General features: G+C 74.4%; 14 protein-coding genes. 8 read left to right on the top strand and 6 right to left on the bottom strand.

The window, feature by feature from the left end; translation table 11 throughout:
* Positions 1–27: 27 nt before the first annotated feature.
* The 3 genes from ACFEMC_RS19700 to ACFEMC_RS19690 are packed head-to-tail and all read right to left on the bottom strand — an operon-like array spanning position 28 to position 3,421.
* Positions 28–1,092: a zinc-binding dehydrogenase gene (locus tag ACFEMC_RS19700; protein WP_380171196.1), complete on the bottom strand. Its 1,065-nt coding sequence runs from the start codon at positions 1,090–1,092 to the stop codon at positions 28–30.
* Positions 1,089–1,946: an alpha/beta fold hydrolase gene (locus tag ACFEMC_RS19695; RefSeq protein ID WP_380171195.1), complete on the bottom strand. Its 858-nt coding sequence runs from the start codon at positions 1,944–1,946 to the stop codon at positions 1,089–1,091. Before ACFEMC_RS19695 ends, ACFEMC_RS19700 begins: the two co-directional genes overlap by 4 nt.
* Positions 1,943–3,421, bottom strand: a complete 1,479-nt coding sequence (locus tag ACFEMC_RS19690) for a flavin-containing monooxygenase (RefSeq protein WP_380171194.1) — start codon at positions 3,419–3,421, stop codon at positions 1,943–1,945. Before ACFEMC_RS19690 ends, ACFEMC_RS19695 begins: the two co-directional genes overlap by 4 nt.
* Positions 3,422–3,497: 76 nt before the next feature.
* Here ACFEMC_RS19690 and ACFEMC_RS19685 point away from each other — a divergent pair, with 76 nt between their 5' ends.
* From ACFEMC_RS19685 to ACFEMC_RS19660, 6 genes are all read left to right on the top strand, one after another.
* Positions 3,498–4,136 carry a TetR/AcrR family transcriptional regulator gene (locus ACFEMC_RS19685; protein WP_380171193.1) on the top strand — a complete coding sequence of 213 codons (639 nt, stop codon included), beginning with the start codon at positions 3,498–3,500 and terminating at the stop codon, positions 4,134–4,136.
* Positions 4,137–4,212: 76 nt separating this feature from the next.
* Positions 4,213–5,301 (top strand): diguanylate cyclase domain-containing protein, encoded by a 1,089-nt coding sequence (locus ACFEMC_RS19680; RefSeq protein ID WP_380171192.1) that lies wholly within the window; start codon positions 4,213–4,215, stop codon positions 5,299–5,301.
* Complete coding sequence (locus ACFEMC_RS19675) at positions 5,298–7,859, top strand: cell wall-binding repeat-containing protein (protein ID WP_380171191.1); 2,562 nt, start codon at positions 5,298–5,300, stop codon at positions 7,857–7,859. Before ACFEMC_RS19680 ends, ACFEMC_RS19675 begins: the two co-directional genes overlap by 4 nt.
* Positions 7,860–8,018: 159 nt before the next feature.
* Positions 8,019–8,312, top strand: coding sequence for a hypothetical protein (locus ACFEMC_RS19670; protein ID WP_380171190.1), 294 nt, complete (start codon positions 8,019–8,021; stop codon positions 8,310–8,312).
* Between the two features lie 161 nt (positions 8,313–8,473).
* A complete protein-coding gene (locus tag ACFEMC_RS19665; protein WP_380171189.1) occupies positions 8,474–9,970 on the top strand; it encodes an MFS transporter in 1,497 nt (498 codons plus the stop codon).
* A gap of 47 nt (positions 9,971–10,017) precedes the next feature.
* Positions 10,018–11,049, top strand: coding sequence for a glutathione S-transferase family protein (locus tag ACFEMC_RS19660; RefSeq protein ID WP_380171188.1), 1,032 nt, complete (start codon positions 10,018–10,020; stop codon positions 11,047–11,049).
* Positions 11,050–11,058: 9 nt separating this feature from the next.
* On the opposite strand, the gene ACFEMC_RS19655 is transcribed toward ACFEMC_RS19660, so the two are convergent.
* The 3 genes from ACFEMC_RS19655 to ACFEMC_RS19645 form a co-directional block, all read right to left on the bottom strand.
* Positions 11,059–12,816 carry a putative bifunctional diguanylate cyclase/phosphodiesterase gene (locus tag ACFEMC_RS19655; protein ID WP_380171187.1) on the bottom strand — a complete coding sequence of 586 codons (1,758 nt, stop codon included), beginning with the start codon at positions 12,814–12,816 and terminating at the stop codon, positions 11,059–11,061.
* Between the two features lie 81 nt (positions 12,817–12,897).
* The gene (locus ACFEMC_RS19650; protein ID WP_380171186.1) at positions 12,898–14,613 is read right to left on the bottom strand and encodes a SpoIIE family protein phosphatase; all 1,716 of its coding nucleotides are present in this window, start codon (positions 14,611–14,613) and stop codon (positions 12,898–12,900) included.
* A gap of 112 nt (positions 14,614–14,725) precedes the next feature.
* Positions 14,726–15,895 carry an epoxide hydrolase family protein gene (locus tag ACFEMC_RS19645; RefSeq protein ID WP_380171185.1) on the bottom strand — a complete coding sequence of 390 codons (1,170 nt, stop codon included), beginning with the start codon at positions 15,893–15,895 and terminating at the stop codon, positions 14,726–14,728.
* A 73-nt stretch (positions 15,896–15,968) separates the two neighbouring features.
* Here ACFEMC_RS19645 and ACFEMC_RS19640 point away from each other — a divergent pair, with 73 nt between their 5' ends.
* Entirely contained in the window at positions 15,969–16,619 is a 651-nt protein-coding gene (locus ACFEMC_RS19640; protein ID WP_380171184.1) for a TetR/AcrR family transcriptional regulator, read from the top strand.
* The gene (locus ACFEMC_RS19635; protein WP_380171183.1) at positions 16,616–17,023 is read left to right on the top strand and encodes a PPOX class F420-dependent oxidoreductase; all 408 of its coding nucleotides are present in this window, start codon (positions 16,616–16,618) and stop codon (positions 17,021–17,023) included. The genes ACFEMC_RS19640 and ACFEMC_RS19635 overlap by 4 nt, the downstream gene beginning before the upstream one ends.
* Positions 17,024–17,049 lie beyond the last annotated feature (26 nt).

Raw genomic sequence — 17,049 nt, 5'->3', positions numbered from 1 at the left:
GCCGTGAGGCGCCGTTCCGGAACGGCCTCAGGGCTGGACGAGCACCCGCACCGGGTTCCCGTCCCGCTCGTGCAACCGGCGGATCCCCTCCTGCACGTCCTCCAGCGGCACGACGGTGCTGACGGACCGGGACAGGTCGAGGCGGCCGCCGGCGACCAGCCGCGCGAGCGTCCCGATGTCGGAGTTCTTGTAGCCGAGGTGGCCCAGGGCCTGCTTGCGGGACAGGTTGAACGCCAGGGACGTCCCGAGGGAGATCTCCTGGCCGGACAGCCCGACGCCGACGACGCGACCGCGCGGGGCGAGCATCGCGAGTCCCTGCTCGAACGTCGCCTTGAGGCCGACCGCGTCGAACGCGACGTCGAGGAGGTGGCCGTCGGTGGCCTCGGCGATCTTCTGCCGCAGGTCGGGGTCGGCCGGGTCGAGGGCGAGGTCCGCGCCGACGGCGAGGGCCCGCTCGCGCACCGCGGGGTCGAGGTCGACGGCGATCACGGGCACCGCGCCCACGAGCCGCGCGAGCTGCACGAGGTGGGTCCCCACGCCGCCGACGCCCCACACGCCGACGGCCTCGCCGGGCTGGACGGCGGCGGTGTGCACGACGGCGCCGAACGGGGTGGAGACGGCGTCGGCCAGGAGGGCGGCCTGGTCCAGCGGGACGCCGTCGGGCACGCGCGTGAGGCCCCCGGCCTGCGCGATCGTGTACTCCGCCCACGCGCCGTCGTAGGCGAAGGCCATGAGCATCAGGTCGTCGCAGTTCACGAGGTCCCCGCGGCGGCAGCGGTCGCACCGCAGGCAGGGACGCCCGGCGGCCGGGACGACGCGGTCCCCGACGGCCCACCCGGTGACGCCCACGCCGACCGCGGCGATGGTCCCCGACGCCTCGTGCCCCTGGGTGATGGTCTCCGGACCGCGGGGGTCGCTGAACGTGCCGTCGAGCAGGCCGAGGTCGGAGTGGCAGATCCCGCAGTAGGCGACGTCGATGAGCACCTCACCCGGTCCCGGCCGGGGGACGGGGACGTCCTCGACCGTCATCGTCCGGGTCGGGACGTGGAGGCGCTGGGCGCGCATCGTCGTGGGGAGATCCGTGGGGGTCATGCCGTTCCTCCTGAGGTGGTGGTCCAGAACTCCTCGAGCAGTTCCGCGAACTCCCCGGCCCGCTCGATCTGCGGCATGTGGCCGGTCGCGGGGAACAGGTGGGTGCGGGCGTGGGGAAGGGCGCGGCGCGCGGCCTCGAGGTGGGTCGCGGGCAGGATGCGGTCCTGCTCGCCCCACACGACGAGCGTCGGGACGGGTTTCGCCGCGGCACCCCGCAGGAGCCGGCGGCGCCACCCGCGGCGCACCCCGACCGGGGTTCCGAGCGAGCGTGCCGTCTCGTGCATGACGCGGGCGCCGTGGGGTCGCCGGCTGAGCGCCTCGGCGCGGGCGACGCGGTCGGCGGTGACGAGGTCGCGGTCGTGGAACACCGCCCGCAGCGTCCGCCGCGACGCCTCGGTGCTGGGTTCGAGCAGGCGCCGCGCGAGGAACGGGACGGTCAGCAGGCGCAGCGCCACGGTGACCTCGCGACCGAAACCGGCCGGGTCCGCGAGGGCGAGCGTCCGCACGCGTTCGGGGTGGTCGACGGCGAACTGCAGCGCGACGGCCCCGCCGAGGGAGTTCCCGACGACGTGGACCGGGGCGTCGATCCCGACCGCGTCAGTGAACGCCGCGACGGAGGCCGCGAGCCGCGGGACGCTGTTCGGGACGGGCAGCGGGTCGGAACCACCGAACCCCGCGAGGTCGACGGCCCAGCAGCGGAACCCCTCCGACAGGAGGGCCACCTGCTCGTCGAAGTCCTCCAGGCTGCAGCCGATCCCGTGCAGCAGCAGGACGGGGTCGCCCTCGCCCTGCACGCGGTAGCGGGCGCGCAGGCCGTCCCCCAGTGCGACGGTGCGGGGCTCGGCGAGGGTCACGAGAACTCCAGCGCGCGGTCGTCCACGCGGCGGTGCTTCAACGTCCACCGGTCCGCGGGGTAGTTCTGCCGCAGGCGCCACGGACTCGCGACCCCCTGCTGCGGAAGCCGTCCCGCCGCCCGGCGCACGTACCCGGAGTCCAGGTCGATGAGCGGCCGCCGCTGCGGATCGGTCGGGGACCCCGGGCGCACCACGCGGTGGCCGCGCCGGTCCATGAGGTCCAGCAGCCGGCAGACGTGCTCGGTCACCAGGTCCACCTTGAGCGTCCACGAGGCGTTGGTGTACCCGAGGGCGAAGGCGAAGTTCGGGATCCCCGAGAGCATCATCCCCCGGTACACGACGGACTGCGCCGGGTCGACCCGTTCACCGTCGACCGCGAGCTCCATCCCGCCGAGGAACAGCAGGTCCAGGCCGGTGGCGGTCACGACGACGTCGGCGGGGAGCTCCCGACCCGAGGCGAGCCGGATCCCGTCGCGGGTGAAGGTGTCGATCCCGTCGGTCACGACCGAGGCCTTGTCCGAGCGCAGGGCGCGGAACAGGTCGCCATCGGGGACGAAGCAGACGCGCTGGTCCCACGGGTCGTACCGGGGCGTGAAGTGCCGGTCGACGTCGAAGTCCGCGGGGAGCTTCGCGGCGACCTTGCTGCGCAGCCACTCGCGCGCCTTCTGGGGTCGGCGCCGGCTGAACTGGTACGTCGCGGTCGCCAGCGCCACGTGCTTGGCGCGCACGAGGGGGTAGGAGATCCGCTCGGGAACCCGGCCGCGCAACCGGTCTGCGAGGTGGTCGCGCGAGGACAGCCCGAGCACCCAGCTGGGGGAGCGCTGCAGCATCGTCACGTGCTCGGCGTCGCGGGCCAGGTTCGGGACGAGCGTCACCGCGGTGGCGCCGCTGCCGATGACGACGAACCGCTTGCCGCTCGCGCCGAGGTCCGCCGGCCAGTGCTGCGGGTGCACGACCCGGCCCCCGGCCGCGGTGAACTCGGCGGTCCCGGGGAACTCCGGGGTGAAACCCCGGTCGTAGCGGTAGTAGCCGGTGCAGCTCAGGAGGAACCCGCAGGTGAGGGTGGCCCGCTCCGTTCCGCCGTCGGTCGCGGGTCGCTCGACGACGACGGTCCAGCGCGCGGTCGCGGTCGAGAACTCCGCGGAGACGACGCGGTGGTGGAACCGGACGCGTTCCTCCACCCCGAACTCCCGGGCCGAGTCCTGCACGTACTCCCGGATCGAGGCGCCGTCGGCGATGGCCTTGCCGCCGCGCCACGGCCGGAAGGAGTACCCGAGGGTGTACATGTCCGAGTCCGAGCGGACGCCGGGGTAGCGGAAGAGGTCCCACGTGCCGCCGATCGCACCGCGCGACTCCAGGACGGCGAACGTCGTCCCGGGCCGTCGGCGCACGAGCTGGCAGGCGGCCCCGATGCCGGACAGGCCGGCTCCCACCACGAGGACGTCGAGGTGCTCGGTCGCTGCGTCGCTGTCCACGGCGACCACTGTTCAACGCCCTGTCGAGTCTGTCAACAGGGTGTCGAACAACGTGGCTCCCACTAGAGTCGGACCGGTGAGCGAGCCCACCGCCGTCGTCCGGGGCCGCCGCACGTCCCGCCCCCGGGGGGACGAGCGCGAACGCGGCATCCTCGACACCGCCGAGCGGCTGCTGGGCGAGAAGTCCTACGCCGACATCTCCGTCGACGACCTCGCCCGCGGTGCCGGCCTGTCCCGGCCGACCTTCTACTTCTACTTCCCGTCCAAGGAAGCGGTGCTGCTCGCGCTGCTCGACCGGGTGGTCGCGGAGGCGCGCGCGCACCGCGACCAGGCCGTCTCCTCGCCCGCGGTGGACGTCGAGGCGCGCTGGCGCGAGGTGATCGGGGCCATCGCCTGGACGTTCCGCTCCCACCTCGCGGTGACGCTCGCCGCGGCCGAGGCCCGCGCGACCAGCACCGCCGTCCGGGAGGTGTGGAACGGCGTGATGGAGCGGTTCGTCGAGGAGACCGCCGCCGAGATCGACGCCGAGCGGGCCCGCGGCACCGCGCCCGACGGACCCCCGGCCCGCGACCTCGCGGTGGCCCTGAACTGGATGAACGAGCGGGTCCTGCACTCCGCCTTCGCCGGGGAGGAACCCGGGCTGGCGGCGGACGACGTGGTCGAGGTCCTGCTGACCGTGTGGCTCCGGACGATCTACGGCGGCCGCGTCCCGTAGCCGGGCGGTCGATCCGGGAGCCGGTGCACCCCGGACGGCGCATCGCCCGGCGGCCCGGGACAGCCGAGGAACCACCGTGCGTGCCGTCGTCCCCCCGGCCCGGCGCGAGGCGGTCCACGCGGTCGCGGTGGTCCTCGCGGCGGCCTGCGTCGTCCTGTCGTCCTGGTCCCTCGGCTCCATGGCCGGGGCCGTGCAGGCCGGGCTCGCGGCGCAGCTGCTCACCTGGCTGCCCACCGCGGCCGCCACCACGGCCTGGGCGCAGCGCCGGCTCGGCGGTGGTGACCCCACGGGCCGGACCGCGTTGCGGACGGGCGTCCTCGCCCTCGGGGTCGGCACGGCGACGGTGGCGACGGGGGTGGGGTTCCTCTACCCCGTCGTCCTGGGGATGCTGCTGTCCCGCAGCCTGCAGGTCGATCCGCAGCGGCGGTCCCTGCTGACCTCCGCGCTCCTCGTGCTGGGCGGTTCGGGGCTCGCGCAGGTGGTCGCGCGGCGGTGCGACGTCGAACCCGTCTTCACCGGGACTGCCGGCGACCTGAGCGCCGCCGTCCTCGCCGTGCTGGCGGTCGTCGGCCTGTCCGACACCGTGCGGCTGGCCCGCGCGCACCGCGACGCGGCCGCCGCACTGGCCCGCGAGCAGGCCGAGCACGGCGCGGAACTCCTGCACGCCGCGACCCACGACGCCCTGACGGGCCTGCTCAACCGCCGCGGGCTGCTCGGCGCCCTCGAGGGGACCAGTGACCGCGGGCTGGTCTACCTGGACCTCGACGGGTTCAAACCCGTCAACGACCGCTTCGGCCACGACGCCGGGGACGACCTGCTCGTGCAGGTGGCCCACCGGTTCCGGGCGGTCGTCCGTGAGGAGGACCTCCTCGCCCGGCTCGGCGGGGACGAGTTCGTCGCCGTCGTCGCGACGAACGACCCCGCGGCCGTCGCACGCGTCGCGGACGCCCTCGTCGCGTCGTCGTCCGGTCCCGTCGAGGTCCTGGGGCACCGCGTCGTCGTCGGCGCCAGTGCGGGGTGGGCGGTGCAGAGCGGACCCGTTGCGGCGCAGGACCTCCTGCGCGCCGCGGACGTCGCGATGTACGAACGCAAGCGCAGCCGGCGTGTCAGCGGGGCGGGGCCGGTCTTCACCTCCGGGCCGCGGGAGCCGATGGACCAGACGTGACCTCCGCCTCGCCCGCCGCCTCGCGCCGTCCCGTCGCCCGGTTCCGCCGACCCGCCACCTGGCTGCTCGCGATGTCCCTGCCGGTCGGCATCGTCGCCGGGGGAGCGTCCGCCCAGGCGGTGCCCGCGTACGACTACGCACTCGCCGCCTCCCCGCTGCCCGTCACCGGTCTCAACGCGCCGAGCTCCGTCGTCGTCGACGGCAACGGGGTCGTGTACGTGGCCGAGTCGGGGGACAGCGTCGTGAAGAAGATCGCCCTCGACGGCACGGTCACCGTCGTGGCCGGCGTCGACGGCACCGCGGGAATCCCCTCCGCCGGGAAGTTCGGCACCCCCACCGGCCTCGCGCTCTCGCCCGACGGCAAGACCCTCTACGTCTCCGACACGGGCAACGACGTCGTCGTGAAGGTGGACACCACGGCCGCCACCCCGCCCGCGGCCCTCACCGTCGTGGCCGGGAAGGTCGGCGTCGAGGCAGCCCCCACCAACGGTCCGGGCACCTCGTCCAGCCTCCACGACCCCTCGGGCTTGGCGACCGACGCGTCGGGCAACCTCTACATCGCCGACAGCCTCAACCACCAGGTCGAGAGGCTCGACACGACCGGTGCGCTGCGGGTCTTCGCCGGCAACGGCAGGGCCGCCGCGGCCGTCCCGGGTGCCGCGACGTCCTCCTCGCTCAACAAGCCGTCGGCCGTGGCCGTGGACGCGTCGGGGAACGTCCTCGTCGCGGACGCCGGGAACCGCACCGTGGACAAGGTCGACCCCCTCTCCGGTGTCCTGTCCGTCGTCGGCAGCACGGGGGCGACCGGCTCGCCGACCGCGCTGTCCGTCGACCTGTCCGGCACCGTGTTCCTCGCCGACCCCTCTGTGGGCGGTCTGAAGAAGATGACCGGTGGTGCGGTCTCCGTCGTCGCGATCGACCCCGCCGTGATGGCGAGCCCCACCGCCGTCGCGACGACGCTCGGTGGGAACCTGTGGCTGGCCGACGCCACCCAGGTCGCCCAGTTCGCCTCCACCGCACCGGTGGACGCCCCGCGCATCACCTCGGCCCCGCCGACTGCGGCCGCGGTCGGCAAACCCTTCACCTTCCAGTTCGCGGCCACGGGAACCCCGACGCCGCAGTGGTCCTTCGTCGACGCGACGGCACCGACGGGCCTGACCCTCGGGGCCGGTACGGGAGTCCTCTCGGGAACCCCGACGACGGCGGGCACGACGACGTTCACGGTCCGCGCGTCCAACAGCCGCGGGCACTTCGACCAGGTCGTCACCCTCACCGTCGGCGCCCTGCCGGCCGCGCCGGCCGCCCCCACCGCCGTCGCCGGCGACGGGAAGGCCGTCGTGTCCTGGAAGGCGGCCACCCCGGTGGCCGGGACCAACCCCGTCACCGGCTACGTCGTCACCCCCGTCAAGGACGGTGTCCCCGCAACCCCGGTGACGTTCGCCGCGACGCAGTCCTCCACGCAGGTCCTCACGGGCCTGGCGAACGGGTCGAAGTACACGTTCACGGTGGCGGCGAAGAACTCCTTCGGCACCGGTGCGGACTCCACGGCCTCCGCGGCCGTCACCCCGTACGCGACCGTCCGCAAACCCGTCCTCGACGTGCCCCAGAGCCGCCTGTCCGGCAAGGACCGCATCGAGACGTCGGTGAACTCCTCGAAGACCCTGTTCCCGACCGCGGCCTCGGCCGGGGCCGTCGTCGTCTCCGCGTCGACGAAGTACGCCGACGCCCTCGCCGGGGCCCGCCTGGCGTCCGCGACGGCCGCGCCCCTGCTGCTCACGGAATCCGACAAGCTCACGACGACGACGGGCACCGAGATCTCCCGCGTCCTCGCGCCGGGCGGGACGATCTACGTCCTCGGTGGCAGCGGAACGGTCTCGACCGCGGTGGAGAACGCCCTCACCGCCCTGTCCCCGAACTTCACGGTGAAGCGCATCGCCGGTGACGACCGCTACGAGACCGCGGCCCGCACCGCCGACGAGGTCGCCGCGCAGGCGCCGGGCACCGACACCGCGCCGATCTACCTGGCGAACGGCGTGAACTTCCCCGACGGCCTGGCCGTCTCGGCGCTCGCCGCCCGCACGGGCGGGGTCGTCCTGCTGACGGACGGGCCGACCCTGCCGGCCGCCACGAAGGCCGCCCTGCAGGCCAAGGACCCGGGCGCCACGCGCGTCGTCCCCGTGGGGGGCGCGGCGGCGGCTGCCGCGGCGACCCTGCCCGCCGCCGGTGGCAGCGCGTCCCGCGCGATCGTGGGGGTGGACCGCTTCGACACCGCAGCCCTCGTCGCGAAGCGCTTCACGGGCGCGGCCGGCGGCACGAAGGTCGTCGGCGTGGCCACGGGGGACAACTGGCCGGACGCGCTCGTCGGCTCGGCCGCCGTCGGCCTCCTCGGGGGCCCGCTGCTGCTGACCTCCGGTCCGGACCTGGCGCCGGCGGCCCGGTCGGCGCTGGCCGGCCTCAACGCGGCCAAGCCGCTCACCACGGGCGTCGTCTTCGGCGGGGAGCCGTCGGTGCCGGCCGCGGCGTATGCCTCCCTCGGGAAGTCCATCGCCCAGGACTGACGGCCAGGGCGTCCCGGCCGGTGGTGCACCGGCCGGGGCGCTGGACTAGCGTTGGCCCATGGACGCCGAACGCCCCCTGTTCTGCGAGCAGTGGTCCTGCGCGCCCTCGGGCTCGGAGGGCACCGTCCCGTCGACCACCCCGCACGTGGGGGTGGACCGGTGAGCGGGCCCACGACCGAGAGCACGTCCGCGGCCGAGATCGCCGCCGAGTACGCCGAGGCCCGTGAACGGGTGGCGGAGTTCCGCCGGGACGCGCAGGAGGATCCGGCGGCGGCCATCTACCCGCACGCCGACGAGGCCGAAGTCGACCTGTCGGCCGCGATCGACGGGGTGCTGCGCAAGCCCCTCGTGGTGACGCGGCGCGGGGCCGAGGCCGCCGTCATCGTGTCCGTGGACTTCTTCAACCGCGCTCACGCGGCCGTCGAGCTCCTCGAGGACGACGCGACGGAGTAGCACCTCCGGAGACGCCCACCACGACGTCGTCCGTTGTTCCGGTACAAGGGTCCAGTAGCGTCGGAACGTTGCCTCGGTACCCTTGGTCGAATGCCAGACCACTCACGAACGGAACCTGACCGACAGCGGACCCCTTCCGCGCTGACGGGTGGAGGCCTGCGGTGAAGGGCGGGACCCGGCCGGGTCGCCGCCGCCTGCGGGTCGAGGACGTCACCGTCGTCGACCGCTCCATGCTCCGCCGCGCCGTCGGCGGGACCGTGGTGGGCAACACCATGGAGTGGTACGACGTCGGCGTCTACGGCTACCTCGCCGCGACCATGGGGCGCGTCTTCCTGCCGAACGCCGACCCCGGGCTGCAACTCCTCTTCAGCCTCGGCGTCTTCGCCTCGACGTACCTGGCGCGTCCGCTCGGCGGGGTGTTCTTCGGGCGCCTCGGTGACCGCGTGGGCCGGCAGAAGGTCCTCGCCGCGACGCTGATCCTCATGGCCAGCGCCACGTGCCTCATCGGGCTGCTGCCCGACTACGGGGCCGTGGGGGCTCTCGCCCCCGTGCTCCTGGTCGTGCTCAAGCTCGTCCAGGGGTTCTCGACCGGTGGTGAGTACGCCGGGGCGACGACGTTCGTCAGCGAGTACGCCCCCGACGCGCGTCGCGGGTTCTTCGGCAGCCTCCTCGACTTCGGCAGCTACCTCGGCTTCGCGCTCGGGGCAGCGGTGGTGACGCTCGTGCAGTTCTTCGCCGACGCGCAGCAGGTGCTCGACTGGGCCTGGCGCATCCCCTTCCTCTTCGGGGGCGTCATCGGCTCGGTCGCCATCTACTTCCGGCTGAAGATCGAGGAGTCGCCCGCGTTCCAGGCCACGCAGGACGCCCACGAGGAGTCCTCCGCCGCGCAGGCCACCGCCGAGGGGCCGCCGAAGAACTCCGTCGAACTCGTGCGCCGGCACTGGCGGCCCATGGTCATCGCGGTCGCCCTCGTGGCTGCGGCGAACAGCGTCGGCTACGCCCTGACGAGCTACATGCCGACCTACCTCACGCAGTCCCTCGGCTACGACGAACTGCACGGCACGTTCCTGACGATCCCGGTGCTCGTCGTGCTCGCCTTCTTCCTGCCCGTCGCGGGCCGGATCTCCGACCGGGTCGGCCGCCGGCCGGTCATGTGGTTCGGCGGTGGCTGGATGGTGGTGCTCGGTCTGCCGATCTTCTGGCTCATCGGCCGCGGGAACGTCGTCACCACCTTCCTCGGCCTGGTGATGCTCGCTGTGCCCGTGGCGTGCTGGATCGCCTGCCAGGCCTCCGCGTTGCCGGCCCTGTTCCCCACCTCGAGCCGGTACGGAGGCATGGGGATCTCGTTCAACGTCGCCGTCGCCGTCTTCGGCGGGACGACCCCGCTCATCGTCGAGGCGCTCGTGCAGGCGACGGGCAACGACCTCGTCCCCGCCGGGTACCTCATGGCGACGTCGCTCGTCGGTGCCGTGGCGGTGTTCTTCATGCGCGAGTCCGCGAAGCGACCGCTGCCGGGCGCGATGCCCAGCGTCGCGTCCGAGGAGGACGCGCACGAGCTCGTCGCCACCCAGGACGAGAACCCGCACCTGGACGTCGAGGAACTCCCGTTCCCGGCGTCGTCCGGGGACGGCGTGCGTCCGGGCGCCACGCCTGCTTGAGTGTGCAAGCAGGTCGGCGTCCGCCCGGCCGCGGGGGGAGCAGCGCGATGGCCAGCACGGGAGGCAGCACGGGGTACGTGAACCCGACGGGGGACTTCCGCCGGGACCAGCGCTACCTCGAGACGCGCATCACCGCCGACGGCCGGGACGGCTGGCCGGTGGAGGCCGGACGGTACCGCCTGGTCGTGAGCCGGGCCTGCCCGTGGGCCAACCGGGCGATCATCGTGCGCCGCCTGCTGGGCCTGGAGGACGCGCTGTCGATGGGCATCTGCGGGCCGACGCACGACGAGCGCTCGTGGACGTTCGACCTCGACCCCGACGGCCGTGACCCGGTCCTGGGGATCGAGCGGCTGCAGGAGGCGTTCTTCGCCCGCGTCCCGGACTACGACCGCGGCATCACCGTCCCCGCGATCGTCGACGTCCCGACCGGCCAGGTCGTCACGAACGACTTCCCGCAGATGACGATCGACCTGTCGCTGGAGTGGACGCAGTTCCACCGCGAGGGCGCCCCGCAGCTCTACCCCGAGCACCTGCGCGAGGAGATCGACGCGGTCAACCGCGACGTGTTCCGCGACGTCAACAACGGCGTCTACCGGGCGGGTTTCGCGGGGACGCAGGAGGCGTACGAGAAGGCGTTCGACCGGCTCTTCGCCCGGCTCGACGCGCTGTCGGAGCGGTTGTCCACGCAGCGGTACCTGGTGGGGGACACCATCACCGAGGCCGACGTGCGCCTGTTCACGACGCTCGCCCGGTTCGACCCCGTGTACCACGGGCACTTCAAGTGCAACCGGCAGAAGCTGTCCGAGATGCCGGTGCTGTCGGCCTACTACCGCGACCTGTACCAGACCCCGGGGTTCGGCGACACGACCGACGTCGAGCACATCAAGGCGCACTACTACGTCGTGCACCGCGACATCAACCCGACGGGCGTCGTCCCGGCCGGTCCGGACCTGTCGTCCTGGCTGGAACCGCACGGCCGTGAGGAACTGGGCGGCCGCCCGTTCGGTGACGGCACCCCGCCGCCCCCGCCGGTCCCCGCCGAGGTCGTCCCGGCCGGTCACGCCCCGCACGCCGGCTGACCGGAGCGGTCAGACGCCGCCCAGGACCGCGTCGGGGGAGTCGTCCCGGTCCAGCGCGGCGACGAGGGCGGCGACCGGCTGTGGCCGCTGGTGCCAGTACCCCTGCGCCAGCGGGCACCCGAGCGCGACCAGCGCGTCCTCCTGCTCCCCGGTCTCCACGCCCTCGGCGATGACGACGAGCCCGAGGTCGCCCGACATCCGCAGCAGCCCCGCGAGCAGGGCGCGGCGGCGGTCGCTGACGGTCAGCTGCGCGGTGAAGTGCGCGTCGAGCTTGAGGAAGTCGGCGGGCATCGTGTCGAGCTGGCTGAGCGCGGAGTAGCCCGTGCCGAAGTCGTCGATGGCGACCCGCACACCCACGGCGCGCAGTTCCTCCAGGGTGTCGCGGGTGGCGTCGGAGGCCGACTCGACGGTGCTCTCGGTGACCTCCACGACGAGCCCCGACAACGGCCAGCCGGTCTCGGCGGCCGTGGTCAGCAGGTCGGGCACGAAGGCGGGGTCGACGAGGTGGCGCCCGGAGGCGTTGACGGTGAGGAACAGGTGCTCGCCGACGGCCTCCCGCAGCAGGACCGCGTCCGCGCAGGCCCGGCGCGTCACGACGCGGTCGAGGTCGGCGATGAGGTCGTTCGCCTCGGCGAGCGGGATGAAGACCGCGGGGGAGACCGGGCCGCGCACGGGGTGCGTCCAGCGGGCCAGGGCTTCGACCCCGACGAAGCGGGTCGCTCCCGGGCCCACCCCCGGCACGACGACGGGTTGCAGGACGACGTCGAGGGCGTGCGCGTCGAGCGCCGTCCGCAGGTCCTCCAGCAGGCCGTCGTCGGCGCCGCCGGCCACGGCGACCCGGCCACGGCCCCCGGCCTTGGCCTCGTAGAGGGCTGAGTCGCAGCGCCGCATCAGGGTTCCCGGGTCCTCGGCCGGCCGCAGCTGCGCCACCCCGATCGACATCCCGGTCGGCGCGGCCTCGGCGCGCAGCGTCTGCGCGGCGGCCTCGGCGCCGGCGAGGTCGGTGCCGTGCAGCACGACGGCGAACTCGTCACCTCCGTGCCGGGCCAGCACCGCACCGGGGACGAGGGTGTGCAACCGTCCGGAGAGGCGTTCGGCGAGGTCGGTGAGCAGTTCGTCCCCGGCGGCGTGCCCGCCCTGGTCGTTCACCTGCTTGAAGTGGTCGAGGTCGATGAGCGCCACCGAGAGCGGGACGCCGGTGCGGTGGGCGGTCGCGACGCTCTCCTCGACGTGCTCGTCGAGCCCGCGACGGTTCAGCAGGTCGGTGAGGCTGTCGCGGGTGCCGTGGGCGGCGCGCTGGACGAGACGGCCGATGACGGCCACGACCGCGACCTGGACGGTCATCACGGCCCCGACGATCCCGGGTTCCACACCGCGCCAGAGCAGGCTGCCGGCGACGGCCGTGAGCAGCCACGCGGTGTGGACCAGCGCGGCCCGCCGGGCGAAGAAGTAGAGGTTGTCCACGGCGCAGAACACGAAGACACCGGCCACGCCCAGCGCGGTCACGTCGTCGCGGCTCAGGACGACGGCCGCGGCCACGAACGCCGCCCCCTGGGCGACGACGACGTCGAACGCCTTGCGCGGCAGGCTCTTGCCCCGCAGGAGCAGGGCCGAGCCGACCACCACGGCGGTGGCGGCCAGGGCGAGGATGGCGGTGGTTCGCCAGTCGGGGGCGGACCACGCCCCGGACGTCGCCAGGATCGCGGCCGTGCCGCCCGCCACGTAGAAGGACCCCGTGGTGTACGCCATGAGCCGAGGTGTCGCCACCTCGGGAACCCCACGTGAGAGCACAGCCACGCCACACCATCGGCGCGCCCGGCCGCATCCTTGACCCGGTGCACGGGTCGGTCAGTGCGGGGGGCCCGACCGGTGCAGGGCGAACCAGACGACCTTCCCCGTCCCCGGACCGTCCGCCCCGTCCGCGGTGTGGCACCCCCAGGCGTCCGCGGCGACCTCGACGAGCTGCAGGCCGCGGCCGGACAGCGCGTCGGGATCGGTCGGCAGCACCTCGGGCAACCGGTCGTTCTCGTCGGCCACCTCCACCAGCAGCCGGTCGGGCGAGCTGGACACCTGCAGCCGGATGTCGCTGCGGCCGTGGGTCACGGCGTTCGTCACGAGTTCGCTGACGAGCAGTTCGGCGGTGTCGACGGCGTCCTCGACCCAGCCGTCCGCCGGCGCCAGCTGCCGCACGACCCGGCGCGCGGCCGCGGCCGACTCGGGCGAGCAGGGCAGCACGACGACGCGCGAACTGCCCACCGCCTCGAGGGGAGCGGGGTGCTCACCCGTGGTGGTCCCGGCCGCGGCGGCGTGCTGGCCGACCCCCACGAGCAGGATCGTGCGGTCGTCGTCAGCAGCCCCGCCGTCGTGCCGTCCCAGCCGTTCGCACAGGTCCTGCGCGCGGAAGCGCTGCGGGTCGTCGAGGGTGCGCCCGAAGGCGAGGAGCATCTGCTCCAGGTCGGACTCGCGGTCCTCCACGACACCGTCGGTCACCAGGGCCAGGAGGCTGCCGGGGGCCAGCAGCGCGCGGTGCTCGGTGCGCGACTGGGAGGCGTCCACCCCCAGCAGCAGGTCGTCGACGCCGGACTCGCGCAGCACCTCGACACCGCCGTCGGGGCGGCGCACGAGGGGCGGCGGGTGGCCGGCGTTGGCCCACCGCACGTCCAGCGCCCCGTCCGGCTCGAGGGTGGCGGTCGCCAGGACCGCGGTGGCCAGGGTCCCGGGTTCGAGCGCCGCGACGACGGCGTCGAGCCGGTCCAGCAGCCGTGCCGGACCGTCGTCGCTGTCCCAGGCCAGCCCGCGCAGCATCGTCCGCAGCCGGGTCATGGCGGCCGCGGCCCGGGCGTCGTGCCCGGCGACGTCGCCGATGGCCAGCAGCAGGTCCCCGCGGGAGCGGGTGAGCACGTCGTACCAGTCGCCGCCGATGCTCGCGCCCGCCTGCACGGGCTGGTAGCTGACCCCGAGGTCCAGGCCCTGGACGGCGGGCAGGTGGGACAGGACCCCGCGCTGCAGTTCCTGGGCCAGCCCGACGACCAGCGCGGTCGCCTGGTCCTCGCGGTGCCGGGACACGACGCGGTGCAGGGACGGCGCGCAGTGGGCGGCGAAGACCTCCAGGAGGGTCTCCTCCTGCTCGTCGAACGGGCGCGGGGCGACCCAGGACACGGCCAGCGACCCGTACGTCTCGTCGGCGACGTGCAGGGGCAGCAGAGCCCACCGGGCGCGGCCGGTGACGTCGACGACGTCCGCCATGCGCGGGTGCACGGCGAGCGCCGCCTCGCGGTCCGGGACCAGGTACGTGCGCCCCTCGCGGGCCGCCCGGCACGCGGGCAGCGGGCTGTCGTGGGGTTCGTAGGAGAACCGGGAGCGCAGTTCGCTGCCGAACGAGGTCGCCAGCACGAGTTCCCAGCCGCCGTCCTGAGCCCGGGTCACCAGGCCGCAGCCCGCCGACCCGAGGATCCGCAGCCCGTGGTCGGTGAGGGCGTGCAGGACGTCCTCGAGGGTGGCGGCCGCGCTGAGGCGCACGGCGAAGTCCGCCAGGTCCTCCCAGACCGACCGCGCACCGACCATCACGACTCCTGTCGTCGGGCGGCGGGCTCCTCCACCGGTCCTGAACCGTCAACCCAAGAGCAGACCACACCGTGGGCGCGGACGCCCGGTGTGCTGGGAGGTTCCTGAACCCTCAGCCGCGCGGCAGCCCGCGGAAGGTCGTCCGGACCTCCTCGGTCAGCAGGTCCGGCTGCTCGAGCGCGGCGAAGTGGCCCCCGCGCTCGAGCAGAGCGTGGTGCAGGACGGTCGCGTAGCGCCGTTCCACCCACCGGCGCGAGGCCTGCACGGCCTCGGCGGGGAAGACGCTGAACCCCGCGGGCGTCGGGCCGGGGCCGTCCGCGGGTCGTTCCCGGCGGGCCTCCCAGTACAGGCGCGCCGAGGACGCACCGGCGTTCGTCAGCCAGTAGAGCATCACGTCGTCGAGGAACTCGTCGCGTCCCACGAGCGCGAGGGGGTCCCCCTCCGGGTCGGCCCGGCGGTCGGTCACGTCCTCGAAGAGCGTGAGGATCCACGCCGCGAGGGCGACGGGGGAGTCGGCCAGGGCGTACCCGACGGTCTGCGGACGCGTGGCCTGCACCCGCGCGTACGCGTCCTGCTCGGTGGCGTAGAGGCGGGCCCGGTCCAGCATCCGCTGCTCCTGCGGCGTCGCGGCGGCGACCTCGGCCTCGGTGGGGAACACCATCGGCAGGTTGAAGTGCACTGCGGCGCAGCCGGACCCGGGCGCGCGCCCGATGGCGTCGACGACAGCCGCACCCCAGTCGCCGCCCTGGGCGAACCAGCCGTCCCGGTACCCGAGGCGGTGCATGAGGGTGATCCAGGCGTCGGCGGTGCGCCGCACGCCCCACCCGGTCCCGGTCGGTGCGTCGGAGAACCCGAACCCGGGCATCGAGGGCACGACGACGTGGAACGCGTCCTCGGCCCGGCCGCCGTGGGCGACGGGGTCGGTGAGCGGACCGACCATCCGCCGGAACTCCAGCACCGATCCCGGCCAGCCGTGGCACAGCAGCAGGGGACGGGCGCCGGGTTCGGGCGAGCGCACGTGCAGCAGGTGGACGCCGAGGCCGTCGACGACGGTGCGGGAACTGCCCAGGGCGTTCAGGTCGCGCTCGCAGCGGCGCCAGTCGTACGTGTGGAGCCAGTACGCGGTCAGGTCCTGCAGGGACCGCAGGCGCGGCCCCTGTCCCGCGGCGGTCTCCGGTACGGGCCAGCGGGTCGCGGCCAGTCGGGCCCGCAGGTCCTGCAGGGCGGGCTCCGGGACGTGGACGGGGTGGGGGACGACGAGGTCGTCGGGGGAGGTGGTCACGGCGCCACCGCACCACAAACGGAGAGACTTCTCAACTTGAGAACGACAGCTCCGCTTCGCTAGGGTCCCGGGTGTGCCCGCCACCGACCGCCCCCTGCGCCGCGACGCCGAACGCAACCGCCGCCGGCTCGTCGAGTGCGCCGCGGACCTCATGTCCCGCAGGGGTCTCGACGTCTCCTACGACGAGATCGCGCGCGAGGCCGAGATGGGCGTCGGGACCGTCTACCGCCGCTTCCCCGACCGCCAGGACCTGCTCGACGCCGTCTTCGGCGACCACGTCGACGCCGTCTGCGCCCTCGCCGACGAGGCCGCGCGCGAGGAGGACCCCTGGCGCGGGATCGTCGGCTTCTTCGAGCGCCAGCTCGAGCTCGAAGCCGCCAACCCCGCCCTCGGCCGCGCCGTGCGGGGCGAGGACGGTTCGCCCGCCGTCGTGCGCCGCGCCCACGAGCGCATGACCCCCGTCGTCCGCTACCTGCTCGCCCGGGCCGTCGCCGCCGGCCAGGTGCCCCCGGCAGTCACCCCCGTCGACCTCGTCGCCGTGCACCGGATGGTCGGCAGCGTGCTCGACGCCTCCCGCGCCAGCGCACCGGAGCTCTGGCGCCGGGCGCTCGCCGTCGCGCTCGCCGGGCTGCGGCACGCCGACCTGCCCGGACCCACCCCCACCGACGACGTGGTCGAAACCCTGTTCGGCCGCGCCCCCACGACCCCCGGAGGAACCCCGTGAACCACGCCCTGCCCGCAGCCCTGCCCGCCGATCTGCTCGCCGTCCTGCGCGACCGCGCGGTCTGCTTCGTCACCACGCTGATGCCGGACGGGTCGCCCCAGGTCAGCCAGACGTGGGTCGACACCGACGGCGAGCACGTCGTGGTGAACACCGTCGAGACGCACCAGAAGGCGCGCAACCTGCGCCGCGACCCGCGGGTGGCGGTCGGGGTCGCCGACCCGGCGAACCCGATGCGGTCGTGGGCCGTGCGGGGCCGGGTGGTCTCGATGACCACCGACGGCGCGGACGAGCACCTCGACGGGCTGTCGCAGCGCTACCTCGGCCGCCCCTACCCCGGCTTCGGCGGGTCGGGCGGTGCGCGCGTCGTCGTCACCATCGAGGTCGAGCACCTGCACACGCCCTGAGGCCGGACGCGGGAACGGCGCCGTCC

Source organism: Kineococcus sp. DHX-1, from assembly GCF_042473625.1.
Taxonomy (GTDB): Bacteria; Actinomycetota; Actinomycetes; order Actinomycetales; family Kineococcaceae; genus Kineococcus.
The sequence above is the reverse complement of the archived record's forward strand: the minus strand, read 5'-3'. Positions and strand labels throughout refer to the sequence as shown.

Excerpts from the sequence above, each read along its gene's own strand:
- ACFEMC_RS19700 (WP_380171196.1), bottom strand. The coding sequence starts at position 1,092 with ATGACCCCCACGGATCTCCCCACGACGATGCGCGCCCAGCGCCTCCAC.
- ACFEMC_RS19660 (WP_380171188.1), top strand. The coding sequence starts at position 10,018 with ATGGCCAGCACGGGAGGCAGCACGGGGTACGTGAACCCGACGGGGGAC.
- ACFEMC_RS19650 (WP_380171186.1), bottom strand. The coding sequence starts at position 14,613 with ATGGTCGGTGCGCGGTCGGTCTGGGAGGACCTGGCGGACTTCGCCGTG.